Genomic DNA, 22,878 nt, shown 5'->3' on the forward strand with positions numbered 1-22,878 from the left:
AACCTGCGTTATTGTAAGCGGGCGCCCGGCTTGGCTTCCACAGCAATTGCATCGAGAGCTGACTTGAAGGCGCGCACATCGTGTTCGAGGACGCGAAAACTCTTGTGGCTGTTGAGTCGCGCTCCGAACTCCGCACCTCCGTCGGAGGGCTTTGATTCCACGTCTTTACTGAGGGAGGTGTGAACCTCGCGAACGCCCGTCATCAGAGCGACGGTGCGCACATTTGAAGCGCGAATGCCGCCGCCAGCCATGATCCCTATCCGACCACCGGCTTTCTGAAGTAGCTGTGCGATCTTCGTTGCGCCCCGCATGGCATCGGGTTTGCCGCCGGAGGTGAGGATGCGATCGGCTCCGCAGGCGATCACGTCTTCCAGAGCCCGATCCATGTCTCTGGCCAGATCGAACGCGCGATGAAAGGTGACCTGAAGCGGGCGCGCAATCTCGATCAATTGGCGCATGCGCGTAATGTCAACGGCGCCGGCCTCGGTGAGTATGCCGAGGACAACGCCGTCGACCTTGCGTGCCTTTGCCTCAAGAATGTCCTTGTGCATGACATCCAGTTCAGGATCGGAGTACACAAAGTCGCCGCCGCGCGGGCGAATAATCACGAATACATCGATTTTGACTGCTGAGCGCACCGCGCTGATGAGGCCGGTGCTCGGCGTAATACCGCCTTCGCTAAGAGCGCTGCAAAGTTCAATACGCTTTGCACCGCCCGTGGCTGCAGCGATCGCCGATTCAACCGAATCGACACAGATTTCCAGGTTCATGACAAGTGTGCCTATTTTCCCAAGTCAGCAGTTCACTTGAAAACAGGTTGGAGCAGTTGAATTCGAGGACAAGTGCAAGAGTTCACACCGGCTGCTGCGGAAAGCGCGCGACAGCCGGCAGGTTAGAAGGAGTACTTGAGCGAGAACTGCAGATGGCGCTCTGTGGATCGAATTGCATTCTGTTGCGCAATCTGCCCCCAGCTGGAGTTGTCAATGTTTGTGCCGGGATTTCCGTAGCTGACGATGTTGAACGCATTGAAGGCATCGAACTGAAATCCGACAAAGTGCTCACCAATTATTCGGAAGTCCTTAATGATCGACATGTCAACGTCATGAAATCCTGGTCCGCGGACTGAGCCGTTGCCCGAGGTACCGAAGGTGTTCTGCGGCGGATCCTGAAAAGCTGATTGTGGGTTTGGAGAGCCATCTGCCAGGAACGGCTGCGCGGAAGGATCATCACCAAACCACTGGTTGATGGTCCGATGATGGATGCGAAGCGGAAGAACCAGGTTTGCGCGCTCCTGGCCGTAGCTCTGCACGTTGCTGCTCACGTTCGTGGTGACCGTGTCCGGGAAACCGGTATAAGAGATGCCCGCCGCCGTCAGTTTCCAACCGCCAAGGGTCTCATCGAACACGCGACCTGAGCTAGCAAGATATTTTCTCCCATGTCCGAATGGCAGCGCATAGGCCACGGTGCCGGAGAAATTGTGCTTGATGTCATACCCCGCCGGACCATAATCTGCACCGCTGTCGTAGTAGTTCGAGAAGCCAGGATCTGCGTTGTAGCCGGAGACGTTCAGCCCGTAGTTGCCCACGGCATTCGTCATTGACTTTGAATAGGTGTAATTCAGAGTGTATTCAAGTCCAGAATGTGAAAGCCGCTGCCGCAAAACAGCTTGAAGCCCGTTGTAGTTCATCTTCGCGCGGGATTCAGTTACCAGAAGGCCGTTGGAGCAGATTTGCGTGGCTGCGGCCGTCTGGCAACCGATGTACTGGTTGTTGTAGAAGGGCGCGGAGGTCGGGTCGTTTGGCGTCTTCCACTGGTTCAGGTTGCCGTAGTCCTCAATGTGTTGGCCGCTCTCACCCACGTAAGCGACCTGCAGTGAGAGCAACCGCGTGAGCGCATACTCCAGCGTGAGGTTGTAGTTGTGAATGTAAGCGGGCTGCATGTTCTGCGGATATACGTTATAGGTGCCGCCGCTGGAAGCTGTCTGATTGAAGGCATTTTGCGTGGTGAGCGGGGCAGGAACATCGCTCCCTGACGGTTGGGAGAGATTGAAATTAATAGCCTGGATGAACGGTGTCATCGAGGTAAGGCGCTGGTTAGAGGAGTTGCCTTCGAAGAAGCTGGTGCCGCTGTAACCACCGCGCACAACAAACAAGTTGTTGACCTGGTAGGCGAAACCGAGTCGCGGCATAATCTGGTGAAAACTCCAGTCATAGCATCCGCGATTCTTGCAGAGCCCGGCTCCCGCAGGCGCTCCCGCAGGGATCCGGTGCGCATAAATCAGCTGGCCGCTCGCTTCGTCGATGTTGCCGGTCTTGTTGTTCTGTTCAACCCACGGCTCGTCCAGCTCATAGCGGAAGCCGTAGCTGACGGTCAGGTTCGATTTCAGCTTGAAATCGTCATTAAGATATGTGCCCACGCGCCACTGTCTCTGCCCCACATTCACACTGGCCAGCGTAGCGGAGACGCCGCTGACGCGCCCGAGCAGAAAGTCCGCGCCGCCGTAACCGCCTACCTGCGTGTCGGAGTCCTTTGTGTAGTTGCCGTTGTACGTCAGCGAACCTAGATAGCCTGAGTTGTTCGCTGTTGGATAGTTGTTCTGGTAGCGTAACCACGACGTGCCGAACGTAAAGTAGTGACGGCCTTTCTGCCAGCTTAGCGCGTCAATGTAGCTGTAGGTATTGTCGATCAATCCACCCCCGAAGACGGGGTTGCCGCCGGCAAAGATGCCTCCACCGATGCTCTGGTATGTGTAGCCAGGCAGCGATTGGCCGGGAAAGGTTATCCCCACCTTCTGGTCGCCGCTTGTTCCAAACTGTCCGGTCGAATCCACCGAGAAGTTCGTCGCCCATACCGTGCGCGTAAATCCGATGCGTGCAGAGTTCACCAGAGATGGGGAGAAGGTATGTACCCAGTTTGCGCCGGTCAGCTTGGTGGGATAGAGATTCGGGCCGTTGAAGCTGATCGGCAGTACCGGCGTGGTTCCGTCGTATGCGGTTGACATCGCATAAAAGCCGCTGAGCTTGTCGCGCGAACTCATGCCGTAGTCGATTTTGATGTCGCCCTGGTTGTTCGCCTTGAAGTTCCTCGTGTGAGCCTGGTAGTTATTTGCTGCAATGCCATCGGTCGGAGTCGCATTAGGCGCGGGATACAATGTGGGGTTCGCAATCAGGAACGCGGCAACCGGATTCAAAATCGGCACGCCCTGGTTGTTCGCGTACGGCGCGTTGTTGTTCAGAGGGTCATACAGCTGAATCGGAGTCGACCCGGTCAACAACTCGGAGAAATCGCCGGTCCGCATTTTTGCGGTCAACACACTCTCCGTGCCGATTCCGCCTTTGTGATACCGCGAACCCAGGTAATCGACGAAGAAGAAGAGCTTGTTATGCAGAATCGGACCGCCGAAGGTGCCACCGAACTGATCCTGCGAAAACGGATTGATCGCTGTGCCTGAATTGTTGTTCTGCCACGAGTTCGCGTTCAGTCGAAAGTCCTGCACATAGCCGTACGCCGATCCGTGAAATTGGTTGGTGCCACTCTTGAGCACGCTCACTACTCCCGCGCCATTCACATTGCCAAATTCGGCCGGTGTGTTTGCAGTGAGCACCTTCACTTCGGCGAGCGAAGCAGGAGCAGGGCTGTAGGCAATCTCGTTGTTGAAGGTCTCGTTCATGTCGATCCCCTCAAGCGTGTAGTTATTGGCCTGTGCGCGGTTCCCGTTCATGTTCACGGAATCGCTGTAGTAGGTGTCGCGCTCTATCTGAGTTGTACCCGTGTTTCCGTAGGTGCTCGTTGCGCCCGGCACGTAGAGAGTGAGCGCGCTGAAATCAAGCCCGTTCAGCGGAAAGTTCGAGATCGTGTTCTCGGTGAAGGTGCTGCTCACGGTGTAATCGGCCGTGTCCAGGATAGGGGCAGCGGCGGAAATCTCGACTGAAGCTGATTCCCCGCCGACGGTGAGTGCCACATTGAACTTGGCGGTCTGAAGCACTTCCAGAGTGAACTCCGCCACATGGGCTGTCTTGAAGCCCTTGGCCTGAACTGTGATGCTGTAATGTCCGGGGGACAAAAATCGGATAGTGTAGGCGCCGGCGGAATCCGTTGTGCCTGGGCTCTCCACTCCCGTATCGACGTTTTGCGCCAACACTCGCGCGCCTGCAACAACCGCTCCGCTCTGATCGGTCACCTCGCCGGTGATGGTGCCGGTCACGGTTTGGCCATGGATGACAGGCACGCACGCAAGCAGAGCAAGCGCGCACCCCACGATAATCCCGAAAAATCTATTTCTCATTGAGACCTCACATGAAAGTTGGTGCAGATGTTGGGGCATATGCCTCTGTCGATCATTTCGAGCCGGGAACTATCCGACGACGTCGATGACCGCGCCGACGGAGTGCGATGAGTTGGCCTGCTTTGCGAACGGCCAATTCTCAGCCGTGGAGCAAATCTACATCTAAATGATCATATTGTCCATGAATTTGATCGGTATGAGCATTTTGTGGAGATAAATTGTCATTTTGCGTGCTATATTTGGCGGCATCTTCGCAAGTCCTGGAAGGAAACCAATCCCATGAAAATGACTTCTTCCCCCACGTTCGGCAGGACCGCGACCGCCGCGGCGCTTGTTTTCGCGTTTGCTGCACTTGCATCAGCGCAGGTTGTAACTCTGCCGACGACGCCGCAGATTGGATCATCCAACCCCATCACCGCCGCGCCGCTGGTGTCGCGTCCCACAACCAAGCCGTGCGTCGTTCCGCTCTTTCAGAATCTCGCTTTTGCCGACTTCACCCCGAAAACTTTCAACTACACTCCGCCTTCGGCCTGTCCCGGACCGTGGGCCAAAGTTGTGTTCACGGCAGACTTTACGGTGACCGCCGGACGGCAATTCGACCGCACTGCCGCGTTCTACCTGGGACACGCCAGCATCTTCTACGGCACCACGGCCGAGCCCCGCAGTGCGCTGAGTCCGTCGTGGCACGTGGAGCACGATGTAACCGACCTGACTGCCCTGTTTGAAATGGCACAAACTGGCGAGGCGAATATTGGCAACTTCGTTGGTGTCTCTGGTGGCGTGACCTACAACGGGATCATCTACGCTAACGCGGCTTTGGAGTTCTATCCTGTGTCGTGGAACGATCCGGCGCCTTTGACTGCGGATGTGGTTGTGCCGGTGAATGGCGGTGGAGGCGACGCCGGAACGCTGAACACCACGACCGATACGATCAGCCAGACGCTGAATTTGCCGACGAATGTGGAGCGCGTTTACCTCGACGTGATTGCGCAGAGCCAAAGCGGCGATGAGTTCTGGTACTTCTGCGTGCCCAACGATCAGACGTCAAACCTTGAGAGCTGCGGCAACACCGCATTCCGCGAGACCGAGATCTGGATCGACGGCAAACCGGCGGGCGTTGCGCCGGTGTATCCGTGGATCTATACCGGCGGAATCGATCCCTACCTGTGGGAACCGATCCCGGGGGTGCAGACACTTGACTTCAAGCCATACCGTGTCGATCTGACGCCATTTGCCGGAGTTCTGTCGGATGGCAGCGCGCACACCGTCGCGGTGAGTGTGTACAACGCCGACAGCTACTTTCTCGCTACTGCGAATCTTCTCGTTTTCGAGGACCGCGGAGCGAAGACGGTCACGGGCGGCCTTCTGACCAACAGTCTCACGGAACCGAATCCAGTGGTCCAGGAAAACATTGTCGCCGGCGCGGGTTCAACGTTCACCGGTTCAGTTACGGTCGGATCGAATCGGAGCTTTACCATCAGCGGATATGTGAACACGTCGCACGGACGTGTTGAAACGACGGTCGACCAAACGGTGCACTTCGAGAGTAAGCAGGAGTTTGACGTGAACGCGAACACCGACGTTCAAAATGCGCAGCAGACTTCGACACTTGACTCGCGGGTAACGACGAAAGGCGGCGTCCTTGCGGGCACAGTGGAGAGACATTTCTCATACCCGCTGAGCATCGACTTCGCGTTCATCGTGAATTCCGACGGCAGCTTCAGCCAGACCACGACAAGTGATCAGCAGGACCTGGTGCACGAACTGCAGAATCCGCACGGATCGAAAGCGATGATCAGCGACCTAAGCAATCACGTGCACGCAACCGACACACTCAAGTGGGATACAAACGGCAACCTCCTCGGGCCGATGGGGGCGCATACTACGCAGACCTATCGCCTGCAGGAACCATCGCGCGGTTGCTACGACCGCACCATCACGGCGGAAAACCAGAAACTGGTTTCCGTCAGCAACGGCCCCGGCTGCAGCCGGTGAGAGTTAAACGTACGCAACAACTCAAGAGGCGACCCCATTCAGAGTTCGCCTCGCGTCACCTCAAAACGTTTGTTCCTAGCGGGTCTGCAACTGCGGTTGATCCGGCTGCTTCTGCTGGGTGATGTGAACGGAATGATCGAGCGTAAAGGTCAGCAGGCTCTCGGCAGGGAGCACAATTTGCTTATTGCCGGTGAAGGCGGTTCCGGCGGTACCTGCGCCTCCGCCTGCGAGAGCGCCGATGGCAGCACCTTTGCCGCCGCCGGCGATTCCACCGATCAGTGCGCCTACGCCTGCGCCTCCGCCAATAAAGCCTGCGGAGCGCTTACCTTTGCCCTGCTCAGCACGAGAAATAGAGCTTGTAGCGACCGGATAGCTGCCCCACCTGGTATGGACTCGTTCCAGCTTGATCGAGAGCAACGCTCCACCTTTGAAGCGTCCTAACGGCTTGGCGTCGACTACCGTTCCCTCCGCGCGCGCGCCCTTCGGGATCACGACGTCGCCGTCTTTTCTGACATCGTTGGCAACCGTGGCGCTGAAGGAGTCGCCCGGTTGTGAAATCTTCGAACCCAGATCGGTGTCAAGCCGAACGCGAATGGCGGTACCGCTCGGAAGTGTGATGACGGCGGGTGGCGGGGGCGGTGCCGGTGCGGCTGCCTGCTGGCCTGCGGTGGCTCCGGACGGGGCAGGCGCAGCTGGTTGCATGGCCGATGGCTCGCCCGAGGCCGGTTGTCCGGCGGCGGGCTGCGAAGTTGCAGTGGGTGAGTTGGCCTGATTTGCCGGCGGAGCGGTGCTGGATTTGCATCCGGCAAAGGAGAGGGTGATTGCAAGAGTGGCTGATGCGCAGAGAACAAAAGTGGAACGGATCTTCATGATGCAGACTCCTTTTCCTTAGGGGACTTCTCGGAACAAAGAAACCGGCAACAAGGAACTTCAGGATCCCGCGGGAACGATGATACCGCCCCGCGGCAATCCGTGAGAACTGCAGAAGGAGGAGGTGTAGGTTTAGATGTCCAGGTTCTTGACGTCGAGCGCATTGTCTTCAATAAATTTGCGGCGCGCTTCAACGTCTTCGCCCATGAGCGTGGTAAAGATCGCCTCTGTTTCGGCGATATCCTCGAGCCTGACCTGCAGCAACGTTCGCCGGTCGGGATCCATTGTGGTTTCCCAAAGCTGCGGCGCGGTCATTTCACCAAGGCCCTTGTAACGCTGCACATCGTACTCCTTCTTGCCCTGTTCAACGATGTAGGTGAACAGCTCACGAGCGGTTGCCTTCTCGACAGGATCGTGCGGGACGCGCGATGCACGCCGGGCCGCTTTCGCCTCTGCCTTCACCTTGGCCGGCGTCTGGCCCTCCTCGAATTCGGTGCCTTCGAGTTCTTCGGCCGCAGACTCTTGAGTTGCCTTCACAGCGTACTCGATCAGGAATGGCGGCTCGAGGTACTGGCTGATCTGCGAATACTTCGACATCATCTGGCGAAACTCGGGACTTGAAGCCAGAGTCCAGTCAACGCAGCGCGAGGCACCCTGGGAGTCGGTGTAGCAAACCGACCAGGTGTGGTGCTCATCGTCTTCCACCGGCTTGCTGATCTTGATTCCCAGATCGCCAGAAATCTCGACGAGCTGGTCGTGGAGTTGCGCGAGCTTCACGGGAACTTCGTTTCCATTTTTCGAAGTGAAGTCGGCGCGGTGGGTCAGCTCAGCGCGCGCGATCAATTCCGTGAGCTTCTCGTTGCGAATACGCTTGTCCACTTTTTCGACAAAGGCAAGGTACTCATTGAGGTAGCCCATGAACCGCGTAAGCTCGGGGCCATCAATGTGGCTGGCGTTTTCGCCATGCCGAACGATCATGCCTTCTGAAGCGCGCTTGATGGCCACACGATTCAGCTCACGCTCGTCCTTCACGTACTGTTCCGACCGGCCCTTCTTGATTTTGAACAAGGGCGGCTGCGCGATGTAGATGTTTCCACGCTTGATCAGATCCGTCATGTGTCGGAAGAAGAAAGTGAGCAGCAGGGTGCGGATGTGCGAGCCATCGACATCGGCGTCGGTCATCAGGATGATCTTGCCGTAGCGAATCTTCGTTGGGTCGAAGTCGTCCTTGCCGATGCCACAACCCAGCGCCGTGATCATGGCGCGGATTTCCTCGTGCCCGAGCATCTTGTCGTAGCGCGCCTTCTCCACGTTCAGGATCTTGCCCTTGAGCGGAAGAATTGCCTGGAAGCGACGATCGCGTCCCTGCTTGGCGGTTCCGCCTGCGCTCTCACCCTCGACGAGATAGAGTTCGCAGCGATCGGGGTTGCGCTCAGAGCAGTCTGCCAGCTTGCCGGGCAGTCCACCGCCATCCAGTGCACCCTTGCGCCGTGTGAGGTCGCGCGCCTTGCGCGCAGCCTCACGCGCGCGGGCGGCTTCAATTGCCTTGTTGATGATTTTGCGGGCAATCGGCGGATTCTGTTCGAGGAACATGCCGAGGCGTTCGTTGACGAAAGCCTGCACGGTTCCAGCGATATCGGAGTTGAGCTTGCCCTTGGTCTGGCCTTCAAACTGCGGCTGGGATAGTTTCACGCTCACAACCGCTACGAGACCTTCGCGAACGTCGTCGCCACTCAGGTTTTCCTTTACGTCCTTGAACAATCCCAGCTGCTGGCCAATGGCGTTTATGGTGCGCGTCAAGGCTGTGCGGAATCCCGAGAGATGCGTGCCGCCGTCCACAGTGTTGATGTTGTTGGCAAAGCTGAAGACGGATTCGGAATAGCCGTCGTTGTATTGAACAGCGATTTCGATTTCAACGTTATCGCGCTGTGCTTCCATCACGATCGGCTTCTCATGCAGAACCGACTTGCCGCGATTGAGGTGCTTTACGAACTCCGCGATGCCGCCAGCGTAGCGAAACTCAGTGCGGCGGGCCTCGCCGGTTTTGGGATCGGAGGTGCGCTCGTCGGTCAGCGTGATTTCGAGCCCTTTATTGAGGAAGGCGAGTTCGCGCAGCCGCTGCGCCAGCGTGTCGTAGTTGTATTCGGTAGCGGTGAAGATCGATTTGTCGGGCAGGAAGTGAACCTTGGTGCCGCGCCGCTTCGAGGTGCCCGCCATGCGCAATTCGCTAGTGGCGGCGCCGCAGCTGAAATCCATCTCCCAGGTGTGGTCATCGCGCCAAATCTCGACATTCAATTCCTGGCTGAGAGCGTTAACGCAGCTCACGCCAACGCCATGCAGTCCACCGGACACTTTGTAGTTGGAGGAATCGAACTTTCCTCCTGCATTCAGCTTGGTGAGCACAACTTGCACAGCGGGCATCTGCTCGCCGTTGGCCAGCGTCATCATGTCGACGGGAATACCTCGGCCATCGTCGACGACGGTGATCGAGTTGTCGACATGGATGGTGACGTCGATTTTTTTCGCATAACCGGCGAGGGCTTCGTCGACGGAGTTGTCTACTACTTCGTAAACAAGATGATGGAGGCCCATCTCCCCGGTCGAGCCAATGTACATGGCGGGACGGAGTCTTACATGCTCCATGCCCTCCAGGACGGTAATGTCTTCGCCGGTGTACTTGCCGTTCAGATCACGTGGTTCAGTCGCCATATTTTTCCATTCGCAGAATGTTCGCCTTCGGCGGTCTTGAGTCGGACCGGTCCGGGCGTGAGTCCGGACCGCAATTTAGGGGATTAACCGCTTGAAACACGAGGGTTTTGTGAGCACTCTGCCTGTATGAATTTTACCATGCGGAGCCGTGCAAAATCGCCGCCGCTGAGGCCTATTACGAGTGCGCAGGCGTAGTAACCAAATTGAGTACTTCAGGGTAGATTACTGAAGAATAATGTTACTTTTGTCACTTACCAGGGCGATACTTTCGATGTAGTTGAAAAAGCTGGACTTAGTCCGGCATTTGCACTACCATAAAAGTGCTAGTAATCCAACATTTTGTTTTGACTTTTCTATGAGGGGGTAACCAAATATGAAACTCGCTTTCCGCGTTTTTGTCCTGTCTGTCGTCGTCGCCGGTGCCGCCGCTGCCTCCGTTTCTTCGAGCCCGAAGCATCTACTTTCGAGCCACCAGTCGGCCACAGCCGGACTGCCGGTTCCGACGTGCGGACCTGGCATGGGATGCACTACCACAACCAGGTAGTCCCATACCGCTTAGCACCAAAGTGCTACACGGCGGGTGCAAGTTTTCATTTGAATCCAAAGGCTGCAAAGACTATTCTGAGAGAACCCTCAGAATGGAAAGGGCCTTGCATGCCTTTGGACTTCACGATATCGCTAATGAGCGTGGTTGAATGCGCTCTCTGGGCAACTCTGGGCTTTCTGTTTTGGAAGAAGGGATTGCAGAAGCGATTTCCCGCATTGAGCGTATACCTCGCTTTGCGCGTCGTCACAACGCCCGTACTTCTTGGGTTGCTTTATGTTCAGGCGCAACCTTGGGGCCGCCAGTATTTCCCATTTTATTTCTACCCCTACTGGGCGGTTTATATCGCAAGCGCGATTACTCTGTTCTTCGTCACGCTCGAAATCTTCCGTTCTGTGCTTTCCGCGTTTTCCGGCCTTATGCGCCTCGGCACCGTTGTCTTCCGCTGGGTCGCACTTGTTTCGGCGGTAGCGAGTCTCGGATCGATCTCCTACACGCACCCTAATGTGTCGTTGATTCCTGACTTCGCTCTCGCGTTGATGCGTTCGGTGAGTATTCTCGAACTCTGCCTGTTGGCGTTCCTTGGGCTGTGCATTAATGCTCTCCAGCTTTCCTTCAAGGATCTCGCAGTTGGTTTTGGTCTCGGCTTCGGTTTCATGTCGGCCAACGATCTGATCTTTGCAGCGTTGATCCCCGGCAATTCGTCACTGAACGCGCCACAACAGATCGCCTATGAGGCGGTGATTCTCCTTTCCGTCGGAATGTGGGTGGTCTATTGTGGAATGCCTGAGCGTGTGCGCAAGCCCGTGGTCATGCCGGCGAACTCAACGATTTACCGTTGGAATGAAATTGCCTCTGCACTGGGACACGGCACGAAAGTTGCCGTACAACAGCCGGCCAACGGCTTCTTCCTCACCGACGTGGAGCGCGTGGTAGAGAAGGTATTGACGCGTAATCTGCAAGGCAACGAATCGAAATCGTAAACCTGGTTGAATTCGTAGAACGGAATGGGCCGAACCTTTGGGTTTGGCCCGTTCTTTTTTGCTGAAGCCAAACCGGTGAAACATTACATCCAAAGAAGACGCAGGCAAACGCTGTAATTTTTTGGTTCGCATGGAACAACAAATTCCCCGCCTACTTGGTCGCCGCGGGCGTCGACGTCGCGGAAGAGTCGGCCAAAAAGCGTCTCGTACTCTCGTCTGATCGCGATCATCTGATCGATGGCTGCCGATTTGACCTGGAGGAGATGATGCGGAGCCTGCAGGATGCTCTGAAGGAGGCGCTGGATGCCGGTTTCGCGGGGCTGTGGACGACGGGCGACATGACATGGGAAGTCGTCCCGACAAAGACTTCTCAAAGCTCCTGGAGTACGAGTGTCGGCTCGAAGAGTTTATCCGTGAACACCCGCAGATCGGCGACGTCTACCAATATCACATCGAAACCATGCCACGAAAAATTTTGCGGGATGGCGTCGTCTCTCACCCTTCGATCTTTATTAATCAGACGCTGTCAATGATCAATCCGATTTACCGCCATTCGGCATCGATTGCCAACGCACAATCCGGGGCGCCGGAACTGGATTCATTCATTCATCGCATCCTGGAGCCGCAAATCCTGGCTTAGGCTTCGTTTTTCGTGAGTCACCGGAGAAAATACGAAGGCCACGGCGAACCGTGGCCTCGAATGCTCAGGTTTGAGCTGATCTTATTCGGCTGCGACAGGCTCGACGGAGGCATAGCGCCCGCGGTTGCCATGATCGGTGAACTTCACGCGACCTGTAACCTTGGCGAAGAGCGTGTCATCTGAGCCGATGCCGACGTTGGTGCCGGGCTTGATCTTTGTGCCGCGCTGACGCATGATGATGGATCCGCCGGTAACGAGCTGCCCGCCAAAGGCTTTCACGCCTAGCCGCTGTGCATTGGAATCGCGTCCGTTTGTGGAGCTGCCTCCACCCTTTTTGTGTGCCATTGCCTTGGTCCCCTTCTAGATCTTTTTGTCCGCTTACTTCTCAGCGGTATAGGTAACGCCATCGGCCTCGATCGCCTTGATGCGCACCTCGGTAAAGTTCTGCCGGTGCCCCTGCATCTTCTTGTACTGTTTTTTCCGCTTCAAATGGAAGACGAGGATCTTGTCGCCGCGGCCCTGTCCGACAACTTCGGCCGTCACCTTGGCGGCAGACGGCTTGGTCACGCTTCCTGCTTCGCCGCTGAAGGCGAGCACGTCGCTGAACTCAACCGTGTTGTTGTCAGAAGCCACGGACTCGATCTTGACTACATCGCCTGGCGCGACCCGATATTGCTTACCACCGGTGCGTATGACCGCAAACATAAACCCTCCAGAGCGTGATCGCGCCGCGGCGGAATCTGCTCTAAGAAATCAAAAGAATTCGGGCGGAAACTTCCAGTCCGCGGTACGCTCGAGCGCCGAAAACCCTGTGGGCGAGCGGTTGGCTCCGCAGCGACAGGCAGGAATCGCCAAACTAGAGTAGTTTACCGGGTTTGCGGGGCGGGGTCAATGCGAGCTCCAAGGATTCACGGCGATCGGTGGTCATCGTAGTTCTCTCAGAACCGGCGGAGTGCCGTCCCATTTGCGGCGACGACCCCGGAAGAGCGGACGCTCACCTCGGGAACTATATCGCTGCTCCTCAGCAGTTTAGAGCGAAGATGGCCTAAGACAGGTTCTTATGCCCTGACCAGAGCCCAGCGCATGGGTTTTGTGGGTGTGCTTGTCCCGGTAATCTCAATCGTCCAGTTTTGTGCGTTCTGGATGGGAAGCCGTTTTCCGTTCGCCTCAATATGCGAGAGTTTGCCCGCTGATTCTTTCGGAATGGCGATGCGAACGGTCCACTTTCCCGCCCGGGCTGGGGCATACCACCCTTCATAACCTCCATTGGACTTCACGACGCCTACCAGCGGCGAGTCGAAGCGATACGAATCCAACGGCAATGCCAGATTCAAACTCAGCCCTTCCGGGGTGAACTCCAGTCCCAACAGCTTGCTGGCGGAATAAAGAGAACACGCGTGCGAGTGGAGATTGAAAACGGGAAAGTCGGTGCCGTGAAAGAAAGGCTCGTTGGCTGCGCCGCCGGGATGCTTGTTCAGCGGAGAGTTATATGAGTCATTGCCGCTCCACACGCCATACCAGATGTCCGGATAAGCATCGGCGTGCGTTGCAAGCGAATTTCTCTTCCACTCCTCCCACGCCATCGCAGGATCAACGCCCATGAGCGCCCAGACGAGGATCTGATTGAGGGAGGGCCAGATGGCTCCCATTTCCAGGGTACCGACATTCGTTCCGCTCTTATCACGCATGTCGGGCCCATCGCTCATCTGGGCCCCTCCCAGGGGACCTCGCCGCAAGAGGTCATTCATAGTTCGCACGAGTTCGCGGCTCTGCGCGTCTGTAGTTGCACCTGCCAGCATGGCCCATGGTTGTGGCTCGATCCATAATGTCGATTCTCCGAGCCAGCCGAGTGTCGGTCCGAGCCACGCCCGTTTGAACCACCGTCCGTTCCATTGCGCGCGGGTTGCCTCGCGATGTCTGTCCGCACTCACTCGAAGCTCTCTCGCCAGACTTGCATCACCGCCGACGAAGTCGAGCATGCGCGCGTATTCGTCAAAGACCCAGGCTGCCATCGCGGAGTTCAAGACGCTTTCGCTGGTATCGATGCATTCCTTGAACGCCTTCTGCGCCCAGGTATAGATGAGCCCGTCGTTCCAGTCGTCCACCTTCATGCGCATGACGCCGTGTTGTCCGACGCCGACATCGTTCACCTGGTGTCGATAGCAGCGTTCGAGCAGATTGCGGACGCTGTCGGTGCTGTCCGCGGTCGCCGACAAGCGCGCAGGAATTTTTTCGTGCAGGAAATCGATGTCGCGCGTCGCCAGCACATACTCGCTGACGGTCCACAGCAACCACTGCGGAAGATCGCTGGCATTGTCGGATGCCATGGGCGCCACGACGCCATGTCCGACGATTCCGTAGGGAAGGGAACCGTCGTCGCGCACTTCCTTTAGGGTGTAACGCATGACGCTGCGCACAATTTCAGGATCGCTGAAAAGGAAGGGGAGACTGTGCTGCAGCGGATCGCGCGGCGCGCCCTGGAATCCCATCGTGTATTGATAGAAGCCGTTCTGATTCAGAATGTGCTCGCCGAAGAAGTCGTCGAAGGTCTGGCTGCTGCGGAGGTAGTAGTGATTCCATGTTGACTCGCGCTTCACCCACGGTTCTGCCGGGACATCGAAGCGCATGCCTTTCTGTTTCCATGTCCGGCTTGACTCCGACAGAATGGTGTCCGCACCCTTCTCGTACTTTGCGATGAGGGCATCGAGCGTGAAGCCCTCCGGAAGATAGCCGTACAAGAATCGAATCGTGCGACTCTGTTGCGGAGCGAGTTGCAGTGTGCGTTCGAGCAGAAGGCACGTATGTTTTTCACCCGTGTCGAGCTTTCCATCGAGGGGCTGCTTTAAGCCAGTGGGATTTGATGGGCCACCCGCGCCGAAGAAGGTAGCGGCATCGGAACTGGATCCGCTCACCGGGCCATCGAGCGAAACAAGGAATGTCTGGGGCAGATCGAGACTTTCGAATTCAGTACCGGGCCTCAGTTCCGCAACCGGCGCGATAAATCCGTTGGGGTTTGCGCGCAGATTTGCCTTTGCGCGCTCCCACGCAGTTTCTTCCTGAGGCGATCGACCCTCGAAATGCTTTGACTCAAGCAAGCCTTTGCTTCCATCGATCTGCGTGACGCGATGGCTGAATCGTCTGCCAAGATCGCGGCGGAGCTTTGTCTGGGTGCCAATCCCGGTCATCGATTCGATGGCAGCTCGATACGAAAACTGATACGGCTGGCATCCCCAATACTCCAGCCAGCGCACGGTGACGGCGGCGTCTGTGTGATTGGTCAGAGTTGCTTGTGAAATCAGTACAGGATCGTCGCCGAATGGCGCCGAGATCACCTGGTCGATGGAATATTTCGTGCCCCGCACTTTCTTGCGGTAATAACCCACGCCAAAGATCCGCTCAAACGCGGCGTTGCTCCCGTCGTAACAGGTGGTCAGCGTTTCTTCACCGTCTGTGAGATAACCCAGCCCGCCACCGAATTGGTGGGTCTCAGGATCGATGTCGTTCAGGAATTTCGGGCAGCCCTCATCCTGGCGAACGCGCACATGGCCGTAGTTGGAGGCAAGAGCGATGATTCGATCGTTGCCGACCTGGTGGACGTGTTCGGTCGGAGTCAGGACTCCGGACTGAACCTGCGTGACAGCCCGGGGATCTGTCGTTTGATTGCAGGTGTACTGGAAGGCGGGCAGTCCGAATTCATCCTCGATCCAAGCGCCAAAGCTGCTCGATCCGTATGCATTCTCGCGCGCACTTGCGGCGTGCCAGAACTCCGCGCCTCCGAGCTTGCTGGAAAGTGCGACTCCCAGAGATCCTCGCAAGAACTCCCTACGTGTTGCTTCCATCTACCGCCCTCTCGACGCAGACATAGTGGCCGACACGCGATTGTAGACGGTGCCGGCCAAGGTCTGCGAACCCGCGAGGTTCGCATCTCAAGATCGGGAACGGTGGTTTTGAAAACGCCTGATTACGACCGCTGCGCGGCGTGCCCCTTGAAGCGGAAATTTCCTGCCTTCACGCGGCGTTGGAACGGATCGCCGTCAGACTCTGTGGGCAACGGAGCGGGGACATCGAGAAAGGAGTAACCTCCCGCGGGCTCAGCTGCTTCGTGCGCTTCGGCTGATATCTCCTGTACATCTTGCGGGGTTTCGATGGATGCGGAAGAATGGGTTTCCTGGGCTGGGTCTTTCGTGGCAAATACGGGCTGCAGCGCGGTGACGAGGTTCTCAACCAGTTTCTTGCGGGCACTCAAGCGTTCGAATGTCTGGGAAATCAGCGTCAAATCTTCGACGGCTTTGTCGTATGCCTTGCGATAGGGATCAGGTGTCATGATCTCGTTCACTCCACGCGAAGTGTAGCATCGGAAATCCTGCAAAAATCAAAGGTCCAATTGCCAGTCCCACCCAAAAGTAATGTGTGATGACTTGTTGCGGTACAAAAGGCAGTCCGGCCCGTTCTCAGGCGTGCGGCACGACGTAAAGCAGGATGGCAAAATAGTGCGCTACGCTTCCGGCAAGTACGAATAAATGCCATGCAGCCTGGAAGTAAGGAATACGATCGAACGCGAAAAACACGACGCCGAAGGTGTAAGCGATGCCACCTGCGCCGAGCCACATCAGGCCCTGGGGACTGAGGGCATGCATCAATGGCCGGGCCGCGAAGACTACAACCCAACCCTGAAAGAGGTAGACAGCGGCGGAAGCGGCCGCAAACCGTCCGACGGCGAAGCTTTTGAAGATGACGCCAGCGATCGCGAGGGTCCATACGATCCCGAACAGAGTCCACCCGACCGGCCCACGAAGCGAAACCAGCGTAAAGGGCGTGTAGGTTCCGGCAATGAGCAGATAGATGGCGCCGTGATCGAGCACATGAAACACATGGCGCGCGCGCGTTCGCACCAGGGAGTGATAGAACGTGGAGCAGAGGTAGACGAGCACAAGCGTCCCTGCAAAGATCGAGCAGCTGACTACAACCCAGGATGAGCCGCGCGAACTGGCCACGATAAGATAGCCGGCACCTGCAATCGCAAGTAGCGCGCCCACGCCATGCGTAATCGCGTTGGCCAGAATGTCGCCGAGGCGGAAATGGGTGTGCACTGCTTGATGATAGCTCTGCGAGCGGAGGGTGGCATGTGATGGCTTCGTTCGGATGAAGCGAATATTCCAGCAAGGTGTTTCGTCCCCACGGCTATACTTGTGACTCAAAACCATCTGCTTTTCCGGGGGAACGAGAATGCGCCCGGTTACTTATCCTCGACGTCTGAAAGCAAGGTCTGCGATATGGTTCTCCGGCTTAGCTTTTGCGCTGCCCCTCGGAACGCTTCACTCTGAATCCGGAAGCCTAGCGGCACAATCGACAGCAGCGGCGATGAATCCTGCCGTCTCGGATACTTTGGCGAACGGACCAATATGGTGGCACCTTGTCCCGGCAAACATCCAGGATAGCCGTACCCACACGACGAGTCTGTACCACACAAATAACGCGATTGATCTTATGATTCCAGAGGGTTGGAAAGTCGTGGGACAAATGGATTGGCCGGCGCAAGGGGGGAGCCCTTCTCTAAAGTTTGATGTCGATTCGCCCGATGGTCTGGTCAGCCTCGGCTACCTGGGGCGTGACTCGTGGAGTTGGAGTGACGACGCAAACACGCGTGCGACCTTGCAGGCCAAAGGTGACAAGGTCGAGCCTTTGCCGCCGACTCTGGCAGCAGATTATCTGCGGACCGTGCTGTTGCCCAAGTTGCGGCCGAACGCCCAGGTGATTGCGATCGAGCCCCTACCGAACGTGACTGAACGCCTTACCTAGGATTTGCAAGGCACGAACATCGGCGCACAAACCAACGCGGAACAAACTCACACCGCTATTCCAAAAAGCACCGGCGATGCTGCGCGAGCACACATTGCCTATCTGCAGGATGGAGTACCAGTGGAAGAATGGGTCAACATTGCTGTTGAGCATCTGCAGCAGCACGCTGACAATACTCCGCCACCGACGCCTGGTGGAACGTTCCAGCTTTACGTTGGTCCGAGCGGTCCCATGATCGACACGTTCATGGTTGTCGAGTGTGACATTTTTCGCGCTCCGGGGGGAAAACTTGATCAATACAGCTCGATCTTAGCCACAGTCCTTCGAAACTGGGGCCAGGACTCAACATGGACTTCGATGGTGTCTGACGAGTATTGGCATGGCGAGTTTGACGACCTGGTCATCTACTTTTCCGGCGGCTACCTGGTAGAGAGCCAGTTTCTCTTTCACGCGGCTGAGGGAGGGAAATATGTAGGGTCAAGTTTCAAATACGCCTGGACAAACGACAAGGGAAGTGAGCTTGTGGTGACCGACACTGCGGATTTCAACCCTAATGGAAAAGTAGGAACAACAAGCTGGATACAACTCAAGTCTGCTAACGGTCAATGAGCTTTAAAAGATATGTATGTATCGAGCTGTAGGGCTAGATGGATTTGGTTGCCGGCGCGTTGATCCGGGCGGTGATGCTCCAATCAATCGAGCGGGTGCCCTCTGCGTCTGTGAATTGCAACTTCTCGATCAGCAATTCGCCTTCGATCATGTTGACCGAAACGGTGTGCCCCTCGAGGGTAATGGTGCCGTAACCGGACGCGGTGGAGAAGAAGCTGACAAACGGATGCACCTTGAGCTTCGGTCCAAAATGCAACGTCTTGTCGACGGCGGAGTAGCGGAAGCCGGAAAGAGCGCCAACCAGCGCGAAACTCGACATGGCGCGTGCGTACCAGTTACCGCACTCGTATTCATTCCATGGATTGCGCGTGCGTCCGTCATAACGGCTTCGCAAGGCCTTGACGATGGTGAGGCCTTCGTCAGCGAATCCTTCATGTATAAGGTGGGATGCTACCTGATATTCAATTCCCGTCCATACTTCATCGGAGTAGACGAAGGGGAGCGTGGGCTTATTGCCCCGCGGCCAACTGCAAAGAAGCAGGCCGGGCTCGTGGCCCATCGCGTAGCCGGGGCGCTGTGCGTTGGCGTGCTGGCTCAGGTCGGCTTTAAAGTTGTTGCGGAAGATGGACTGCAGGGTGGAGCGGATATTCTTCTCGGCGAGCGGCGTGTCGATGCCGTAGAGGCTCGCCATCCATGCCCCGATGACGCCGTCGGATAAGCACCCTGAGCCATATTGATACTTCGGTCCCTCACGCTTCAGCAGTTGTTGCATCTCGCTGCTCTTGTCATCCACGTGGGCGATGGGCTTTGCAAACGACTGATCGTGAAGCTCCTGAAACTCGACCGTCTGCTGGAAGTAGTCGCCATTGAAGAGCGTCTCATCCATGAACTTCGCGGAGCGCTGCGCAAGATCGCCGTAGAGCGCCGCATCTGCGGATTCACCAGCGGCAGTCGCCATCTGCGCCATCGCGGAAAGGGCTCCGAGATAGATGCTGGTGCACATGCCATCGGGTCCCCAGAACTCAATGTCGTAGGTGTTGTGGTGGGGCTCGAACAAAGCGCCGCGATGCTCCGGATCCCACGTGGCAATACCGTAGTCGATGCTGCGCTTGGCCAGCGGGTACATGCGCTTCAGCCATGTCGCATCACCGGAGATCTGCCAGTCGCGAAAGACTTTCATGATGCCGCCGAGTTGGCCGTCGGCTGCGGCGGGGCCGGTGTGATCGACAGGGCCTTCGGGAATCGCACCACGGAAATTCACATGTCCGCGATCGTCCATGGAGCGCACGAGTTCCAAATCGCGCAGGGTACGTTCGAGTTGGGGAAAGAGATGCGGCAGGGCCTGCGCGTAGTTCCAGACATGCGTGCACGATCCGTGGCAGCAGCCAGCGTCGGGAAAGCAGCCTTCCCATCCCCACACGTTTCCGTTGGCCTCGCGAAGAACGGTGGGCGCCTTGAGGATCGCGAGGTTGGCTGAGACAGCATCAAGCACGTAAGCAGGAAACGTGGAACCGAAGACCGCGTTCTTGAACTGGATGGTCCGGGTGCGGAGTGTTGCGTAATTCTGCTCAACATACGCAGCCACATCACGTGCATCTTTCCATTGCGTGGAGTAATACGGATGCCAGGGCGGTGGCGCATCGGCCGGTACAGTCCGGCAGCCCGCCGGCCCTTCAATCACGGCTGCGTTCTGCGCAGGGGAGATTCCGCCTTCGCGCAGATAGCAGTTGGGGAAGTGCCAGGTGATCAAGATAGGGTAGGTTCGCGACTCGCCGGTGCCGAGATGTCCTTCCAGCAGAATGGAAGCGCCGTTGCGGCCAGCATTGTCGACGGTGTTGGATCCATCGTTCGGGGTGAAGGCGCCGGTCGAGACTTCGCGCCAAATTGCCGAAAGGGAGTCGAATTCCCAGCCGGGGCTGCGCAGCCACATCGTTTTGATCCGGGGTTTGGCGCCAATAGCCGTGAGCGTGGCACTGCCATAAGCCTCGGCGTTGGGCGCCTCGCGATTGAAGAGAAAGGCACCCTTACCGGCGATAACGGCATTGGCGCTCGCAGCCTGATCTGGACGGCAACCGGGCGCAAGGTGCGACAGGTGGTAAGAGAATTCGTAGTCGACAGAGCGCGAGGATGTGTTGTGCAATGTGTATTCAAGAATCGCGCAGGGAATGCCCGAGTTCTTGTCGTCCAGGGGAATGAGTGGGTTCCAGGCGATCAGAGAAACGTCCAGCGGAATTGAAGCGTCGGCGAAGCGAATTTCGGCGAACGGGAATTCTCCACGGAAGTTGCATTTCTCGAAGCGGGGAAACCCTTCGGACCCTCCGCGGCGCAAGCCCTGTCCTTGCAATCCCTGGTCGAAGATCTTGAACGGTGGAAAGGGACCTTCCACCAGCTTGGTAACTGGTGCTGGTCCTTTGATATACAAGACAGCAAATCCAGCTTCAGGCGAGTTGGAGGTAAATCCTGCGGGCAGTGCCGTCGTCTCGGGCCTTGTACGGATAGAAAAATCCTGCAATCCGCCTGATCCGTTAATGCAGATGCAACCGGCGCCGAGGCCGCCGATGGGCATGGCCACTTGCGTAGCTCGGTCCCCGCTGAAAGTTCGCTGTGGGCCTGGCTGGAAGAGCTCTGTCGACGAGAAGGGAAGCGATTCGCGGTCGAAAGGTCCGGCTGCCGGGGCTTCGTTTGTCGCAGAAGCGGCATCGCAGGTAGTAGCAGGTACCGCGGCGGCCAGGGCCGCGGTGGAACCCGCAACGAGGAATTCGCGGCGAGTTGGCTTTTTCACGGACATAAAGCTTTGGCGCTAAAGCTGTTGAAAGGGTAACACCGGCCGGGCAAAGCCGACCGCTTCACAACATTTCTGAGACAATTCGCAACCATAATTGCGCTAAAATCAAGGGCTAACGCGGAACCCGGATCACACAGACTGTGAAGATAACATACGATCCGCGCGAGCTGCCGGGAATAGCGACCCCGAAGGAACCGGAGATGGCTCGTCCCTCCTGGAAATGCCGAGACGCTCGTTCCCGAGTGCGGCTCGGGACGTTTGACGCCATGCGTGAGCCTTCAAGTCGGACGACAAGCGCGCGCTCCAGTATGCAAAGACGACCCGGCTCGGTGAGATTTCTGGTGTGCGCGGCAATCCTGGCAGGGCTAGTCATGCCGTCGTATGCGGCCGAGAAGATGACGGTGAGTGAGCTTGAACAAATTATTGCTCAGCACGCGGCGCAGCCCCACGAAGCGGCAAAGAAGCACACCCCCGCTGCCTCAGATGAGATTCCCGATATCGTCAATGGGGACTTGCTGCAGCAACTCGATCAGGACGACGAGTTGCTTCCGCGACTTGCAGGCATCGAGCTGACCGAGCGGCTGAGCACTCTCAAGATGTATCAGCTGATTGGGAAGTACAACCTGGGCATACACACGCAACAAGCGCTGGAGCAGTTGGCCGACCGCGCGGCGCTCAAGAATCTGCCCACGGGCGAACTGCTGCACCGACCGTCTCCTGATGCGGAGGCGCAGCAGACAATGCTGAAGAAGGCGCGCGCCTATGTGCTCGGAGAGCTGTCGCATCTGCCAAACTTCGTGGCAAGCGAAACCACAACGCGATTCGACAACTCCCCCGTGATGCTGAAGTACTTTCAGGCTACGACGGATCAGGCAGGCTTTCATCGCGTGGGAACCGTGCAGGGGCAGATTTCGTTTCAAGATGGAAAGGAAGTGACAGATGGCGCACGCGGCCCCGGAGAAGCCAAGCGCAAGGACATTGGCCTGGAGAGCCGTGGCGAATTTGGAACCGAGGCGGCAGTGGTCTTGATGGACATCGAAAAGGGAACTGTGGTGTTCGATCACTGGGAGCAGTCGATGGTGGGCCCGGCAGCGGTCTATCTCTATTCGGTTCCGCGGGAATCCTCTCACTACGAGGTCGCTGACGCGTGTCAGGACCATGTTTCGTTTCATGACACCCCTGCGTACCACGGCGAGATCGCCCTGGATCCAAAGGCGGGAGCGATTTTGCGCATGACTCTCGAAGCGGAATCGAGGTCCAACGATCCGGTATCGCATGTTGCGAGCGTTGTGGAATATGGTCCGGTTGTGCTAGGGAATCGCCGCTCGATCTGCCCCTTGCGCAGTTTGACGTTCATGGTTGAAGAAGCGAACGGTTGTTCGCACGGGAATCACAAACTGGATAAGCCGGTCGCGATGATCAATCAGACGATCTTTTCCAACTACCATCGCTTTGGTTCGAACGCGACCATGATTTTTGACGAGGCGCAGAACGGGCGAGCCACGCCGGAAGGTACGCATGGAAAGGCGGCGCCCGGCGCAGAGAAGGGCTTACCGGTTGGTCCGGCGCCGAGCGGCCAGAATCGGCGACCGGATTAGAAGATATGCCGGGACGGCAGCATAATGAAGGTGCTAGTCTTTCCGTGCGTTGGAGGGTCCT

16 protein-coding genes and 1 pseudogene are annotated in these 22,878 nt (G+C 57.2%); 7 read left to right on the top strand and 10 right to left on the bottom strand.

All coding sequences use genetic code 11. The features are described 5' to 3' along the window. Window positions 1-8: 8 nt before the first annotated feature. Window positions 9-770 carry a copper homeostasis protein CutC gene (locus tag VK574_RS01905; protein WP_472798111.1) on the bottom strand — a complete coding sequence of 254 codons (762 nt, stop codon included), beginning with the start codon at window positions 768-770 and terminating at the stop codon, window positions 9-11. 122 nt (window positions 771-892) lie between these two features. Then, window positions 893-4,285: a TonB-dependent receptor gene (locus VK574_RS01910; RefSeq protein WP_472798112.1), complete on the bottom strand. Its 3,393-nt coding sequence runs from the start codon at window positions 4,283-4,285 to the stop codon at window positions 893-895. 285 nt (window positions 4,286-4,570) lie between these two features. On the opposite strand from VK574_RS01910, the gene VK574_RS01915 reads away from it, so the two are divergent. Further along, the gene (locus VK574_RS01915) at window positions 4,571-6,280 is read left to right on the top strand and encodes a peptide-N4-asparagine amidase (RefSeq protein WP_472798113.1); all 1,710 of its coding nucleotides are present in this window, start codon (window positions 4,571-4,573) and stop codon (window positions 6,278-6,280) included. A gap of 75 nt (window positions 6,281-6,355) precedes the next feature. Here VK574_RS01915 and VK574_RS01920 read toward each other — a convergent pair whose 3' ends face one another. Continuing rightward, on the bottom strand, window positions 6,356-7,150 hold the full coding sequence (locus tag VK574_RS01920; protein ID WP_472798114.1) for a hypothetical protein: 795 nt from the start codon (window positions 7,148-7,150) through the stop codon (window positions 6,356-6,358). Between the two features lie 132 nt (window positions 7,151-7,282). Continuing rightward, window positions 7,283-9,859 carry a DNA topoisomerase (ATP-hydrolyzing) subunit B gene (gene gyrB / locus VK574_RS01925; protein WP_472798115.1) on the bottom strand — a complete coding sequence of 859 codons (2,577 nt, stop codon included), beginning with the start codon at window positions 9,857-9,859 and terminating at the stop codon, window positions 7,283-7,285. Window positions 9,860-10,540: 681 nt separating this feature from the next. On the opposite strand from gyrB, the gene VK574_RS01930 reads away from it, so the two are divergent. From VK574_RS01930 to VK574_RS01940, 3 genes and pseudogenes are all read left to right on the top strand, one after another. Beyond that, complete coding sequence (locus VK574_RS01930; RefSeq protein ID WP_472798116.1) at window positions 10,541-11,386, top strand: hypothetical protein; 846 nt, start codon at window positions 10,541-10,543, stop codon at window positions 11,384-11,386. 155 nt (window positions 11,387-11,541) lie between these two features. Beyond that, window positions 11,542-11,685, top strand: a pseudogene (locus VK574_RS01935) (MEDS domain-containing protein); the annotation flags it as partial. A gap of 44 nt (window positions 11,686-11,729) precedes the next feature. Beyond that, entirely contained in the window at window positions 11,730-12,026 is a 297-nt protein-coding gene (locus VK574_RS01940) for a hypothetical protein (RefSeq protein WP_472798319.1), read from the top strand. Window positions 12,027-12,107: 81 nt separating this feature from the next. Here VK574_RS01940 and rpmA read toward each other — a convergent pair whose 3' ends face one another. From rpmA to trhA, 5 genes are all read right to left on the bottom strand, one after another. Further along, window positions 12,108-12,371: a 50S ribosomal protein L27 gene (rpmA, locus tag VK574_RS01945; RefSeq protein WP_472798117.1), complete on the bottom strand. Its 264-nt coding sequence runs from the start codon at window positions 12,369-12,371 to the stop codon at window positions 12,108-12,110. 33 nt (window positions 12,372-12,404) lie between these two features. Beyond that, window positions 12,405-12,731: a 50S ribosomal protein L21 gene (rplU, locus tag VK574_RS01950; RefSeq protein ID WP_472798118.1), complete on the bottom strand. Its 327-nt coding sequence runs from the start codon at window positions 12,729-12,731 to the stop codon at window positions 12,405-12,407. Window positions 12,732-13,084: 353 nt separating this feature from the next. Continuing rightward, window positions 13,085-15,865, bottom strand: a complete 2,781-nt coding sequence (locus tag VK574_RS01955) for a GH36-type glycosyl hydrolase domain-containing protein (protein ID WP_472798119.1) — start codon at window positions 15,863-15,865, stop codon at window positions 13,085-13,087. 122 nt (window positions 15,866-15,987) lie between these two features. After that, entirely contained in the window at window positions 15,988-16,350 is a 363-nt protein-coding gene (locus tag VK574_RS01960) for a hypothetical protein (protein ID WP_472798120.1), read from the bottom strand. Window positions 16,351-16,477: 127 nt separating this feature from the next. After that, the gene (trhA, locus tag VK574_RS01965; protein ID WP_472798121.1) at window positions 16,478-17,116 is read right to left on the bottom strand and encodes a PAQR family membrane homeostasis protein TrhA; all 639 of its coding nucleotides are present in this window, start codon (window positions 17,114-17,116) and stop codon (window positions 16,478-16,480) included. Between the two features lie 271 nt (window positions 17,117-17,387). On the opposite strand from trhA, the gene VK574_RS01970 reads away from it, so the two are divergent. Both VK574_RS01970 and VK574_RS01975 read left to right on the top strand, forming a co-directional pair. Beyond that, on the top strand, window positions 17,388-17,825 hold the full coding sequence (locus tag VK574_RS01970) for a hypothetical protein (RefSeq protein WP_472798122.1): 438 nt from the start codon (window positions 17,388-17,390) through the stop codon (window positions 17,823-17,825). Between the two features lie 120 nt (window positions 17,826-17,945). Further along, complete coding sequence (locus tag VK574_RS01975) at window positions 17,946-18,434, top strand: hypothetical protein (protein ID WP_472798123.1); 489 nt, start codon at window positions 17,946-17,948, stop codon at window positions 18,432-18,434. Between the two features lie 34 nt (window positions 18,435-18,468). Here VK574_RS01975 and VK574_RS01980 read toward each other — a convergent pair whose 3' ends face one another. Then, entirely contained in the window at window positions 18,469-21,216 is a 2,748-nt protein-coding gene (locus tag VK574_RS01980) for a GH116 family glycosyl hydrolase (RefSeq protein ID WP_472798124.1), read from the bottom strand. Window positions 21,217-21,560: 344 nt separating this feature from the next. Here VK574_RS01980 and VK574_RS01985 point away from each other — a divergent pair, with 344 nt between their 5' ends. After that, a complete protein-coding gene (locus tag VK574_RS01985; RefSeq protein ID WP_472798125.1) occupies window positions 21,561-22,817 on the top strand; it encodes a hypothetical protein in 1,257 nt (418 codons plus the stop codon). Window positions 22,818-22,878 lie beyond the last annotated feature (61 nt).

The organism is Occallatibacter sp. (assembly GCF_035317045.1).
Classification (GTDB): domain Bacteria; phylum Acidobacteriota; class Terriglobia; order Terriglobales; family Acidobacteriaceae; genus Telmatobacter.

Bases quoted from the DNA above. Each gene is read 5' to 3' on its own strand.
- VK574_RS01905 (WP_472798111.1), bottom strand. From the start codon at position 770: ATGAACCTGGAAATCTGTGTCGATTCGGTTGAATCGGCGATCGCTGCA.
- VK574_RS01910 (WP_472798112.1), bottom strand. From the start codon at position 4,285: ATGAGAAATAGATTTTTCGGGATTATCGTGGGGTGCGCGCTTGCTCTG.
- VK574_RS01915 (WP_472798113.1), top strand. From the start codon at position 4,571: ATGACTTCTTCCCCCACGTTCGGCAGGACCGCGACCGCCGCGGCGCTT.
- VK574_RS01920 (WP_472798114.1), bottom strand. From the start codon at position 7,150: ATGAAGATCCGTTCCACTTTTGTTCTCTGCGCATCAGCCACTCTTGCA.
- gyrB (WP_472798115.1), bottom strand. From the start codon at position 9,859: ATGGCGACTGAACCACGTGATCTGAACGGCAAGTACACCGGCGAAGAC.
- VK574_RS01930 (WP_472798116.1), top strand. From the start codon at position 10,541: ATGAGCGTGGTTGAATGCGCTCTCTGGGCAACTCTGGGCTTTCTGTTT.
- VK574_RS01940 (WP_472798319.1), top strand. From the start codon at position 11,730: ATGGGAAGTCGTCCCGACAAAGACTTCTCAAAGCTCCTGGAGTACGAG.
- rpmA (WP_472798117.1), bottom strand. From the start codon at position 12,371: ATGGCACACAAAAAGGGTGGAGGCAGCTCCACAAACGGACGCGATTCC.
- rplU (WP_472798118.1), bottom strand. From the start codon at position 12,731: ATGTTTGCGGTCATACGCACCGGTGGTAAGCAATATCGGGTCGCGCCA.
- VK574_RS01955 (WP_472798119.1), bottom strand. From the start codon at position 15,865: ATGGAAGCAACACGTAGGGAGTTCTTGCGAGGATCTCTGGGAGTCGCA.
- VK574_RS01960 (WP_472798120.1), bottom strand. From the start codon at position 16,350: ATGACACCTGATCCCTATCGCAAGGCATACGACAAAGCCGTCGAAGAT.
- VK574_RS01970 (WP_472798122.1), top strand. From the start codon at position 17,388: ATGAATCCTGCCGTCTCGGATACTTTGGCGAACGGACCAATATGGTGG.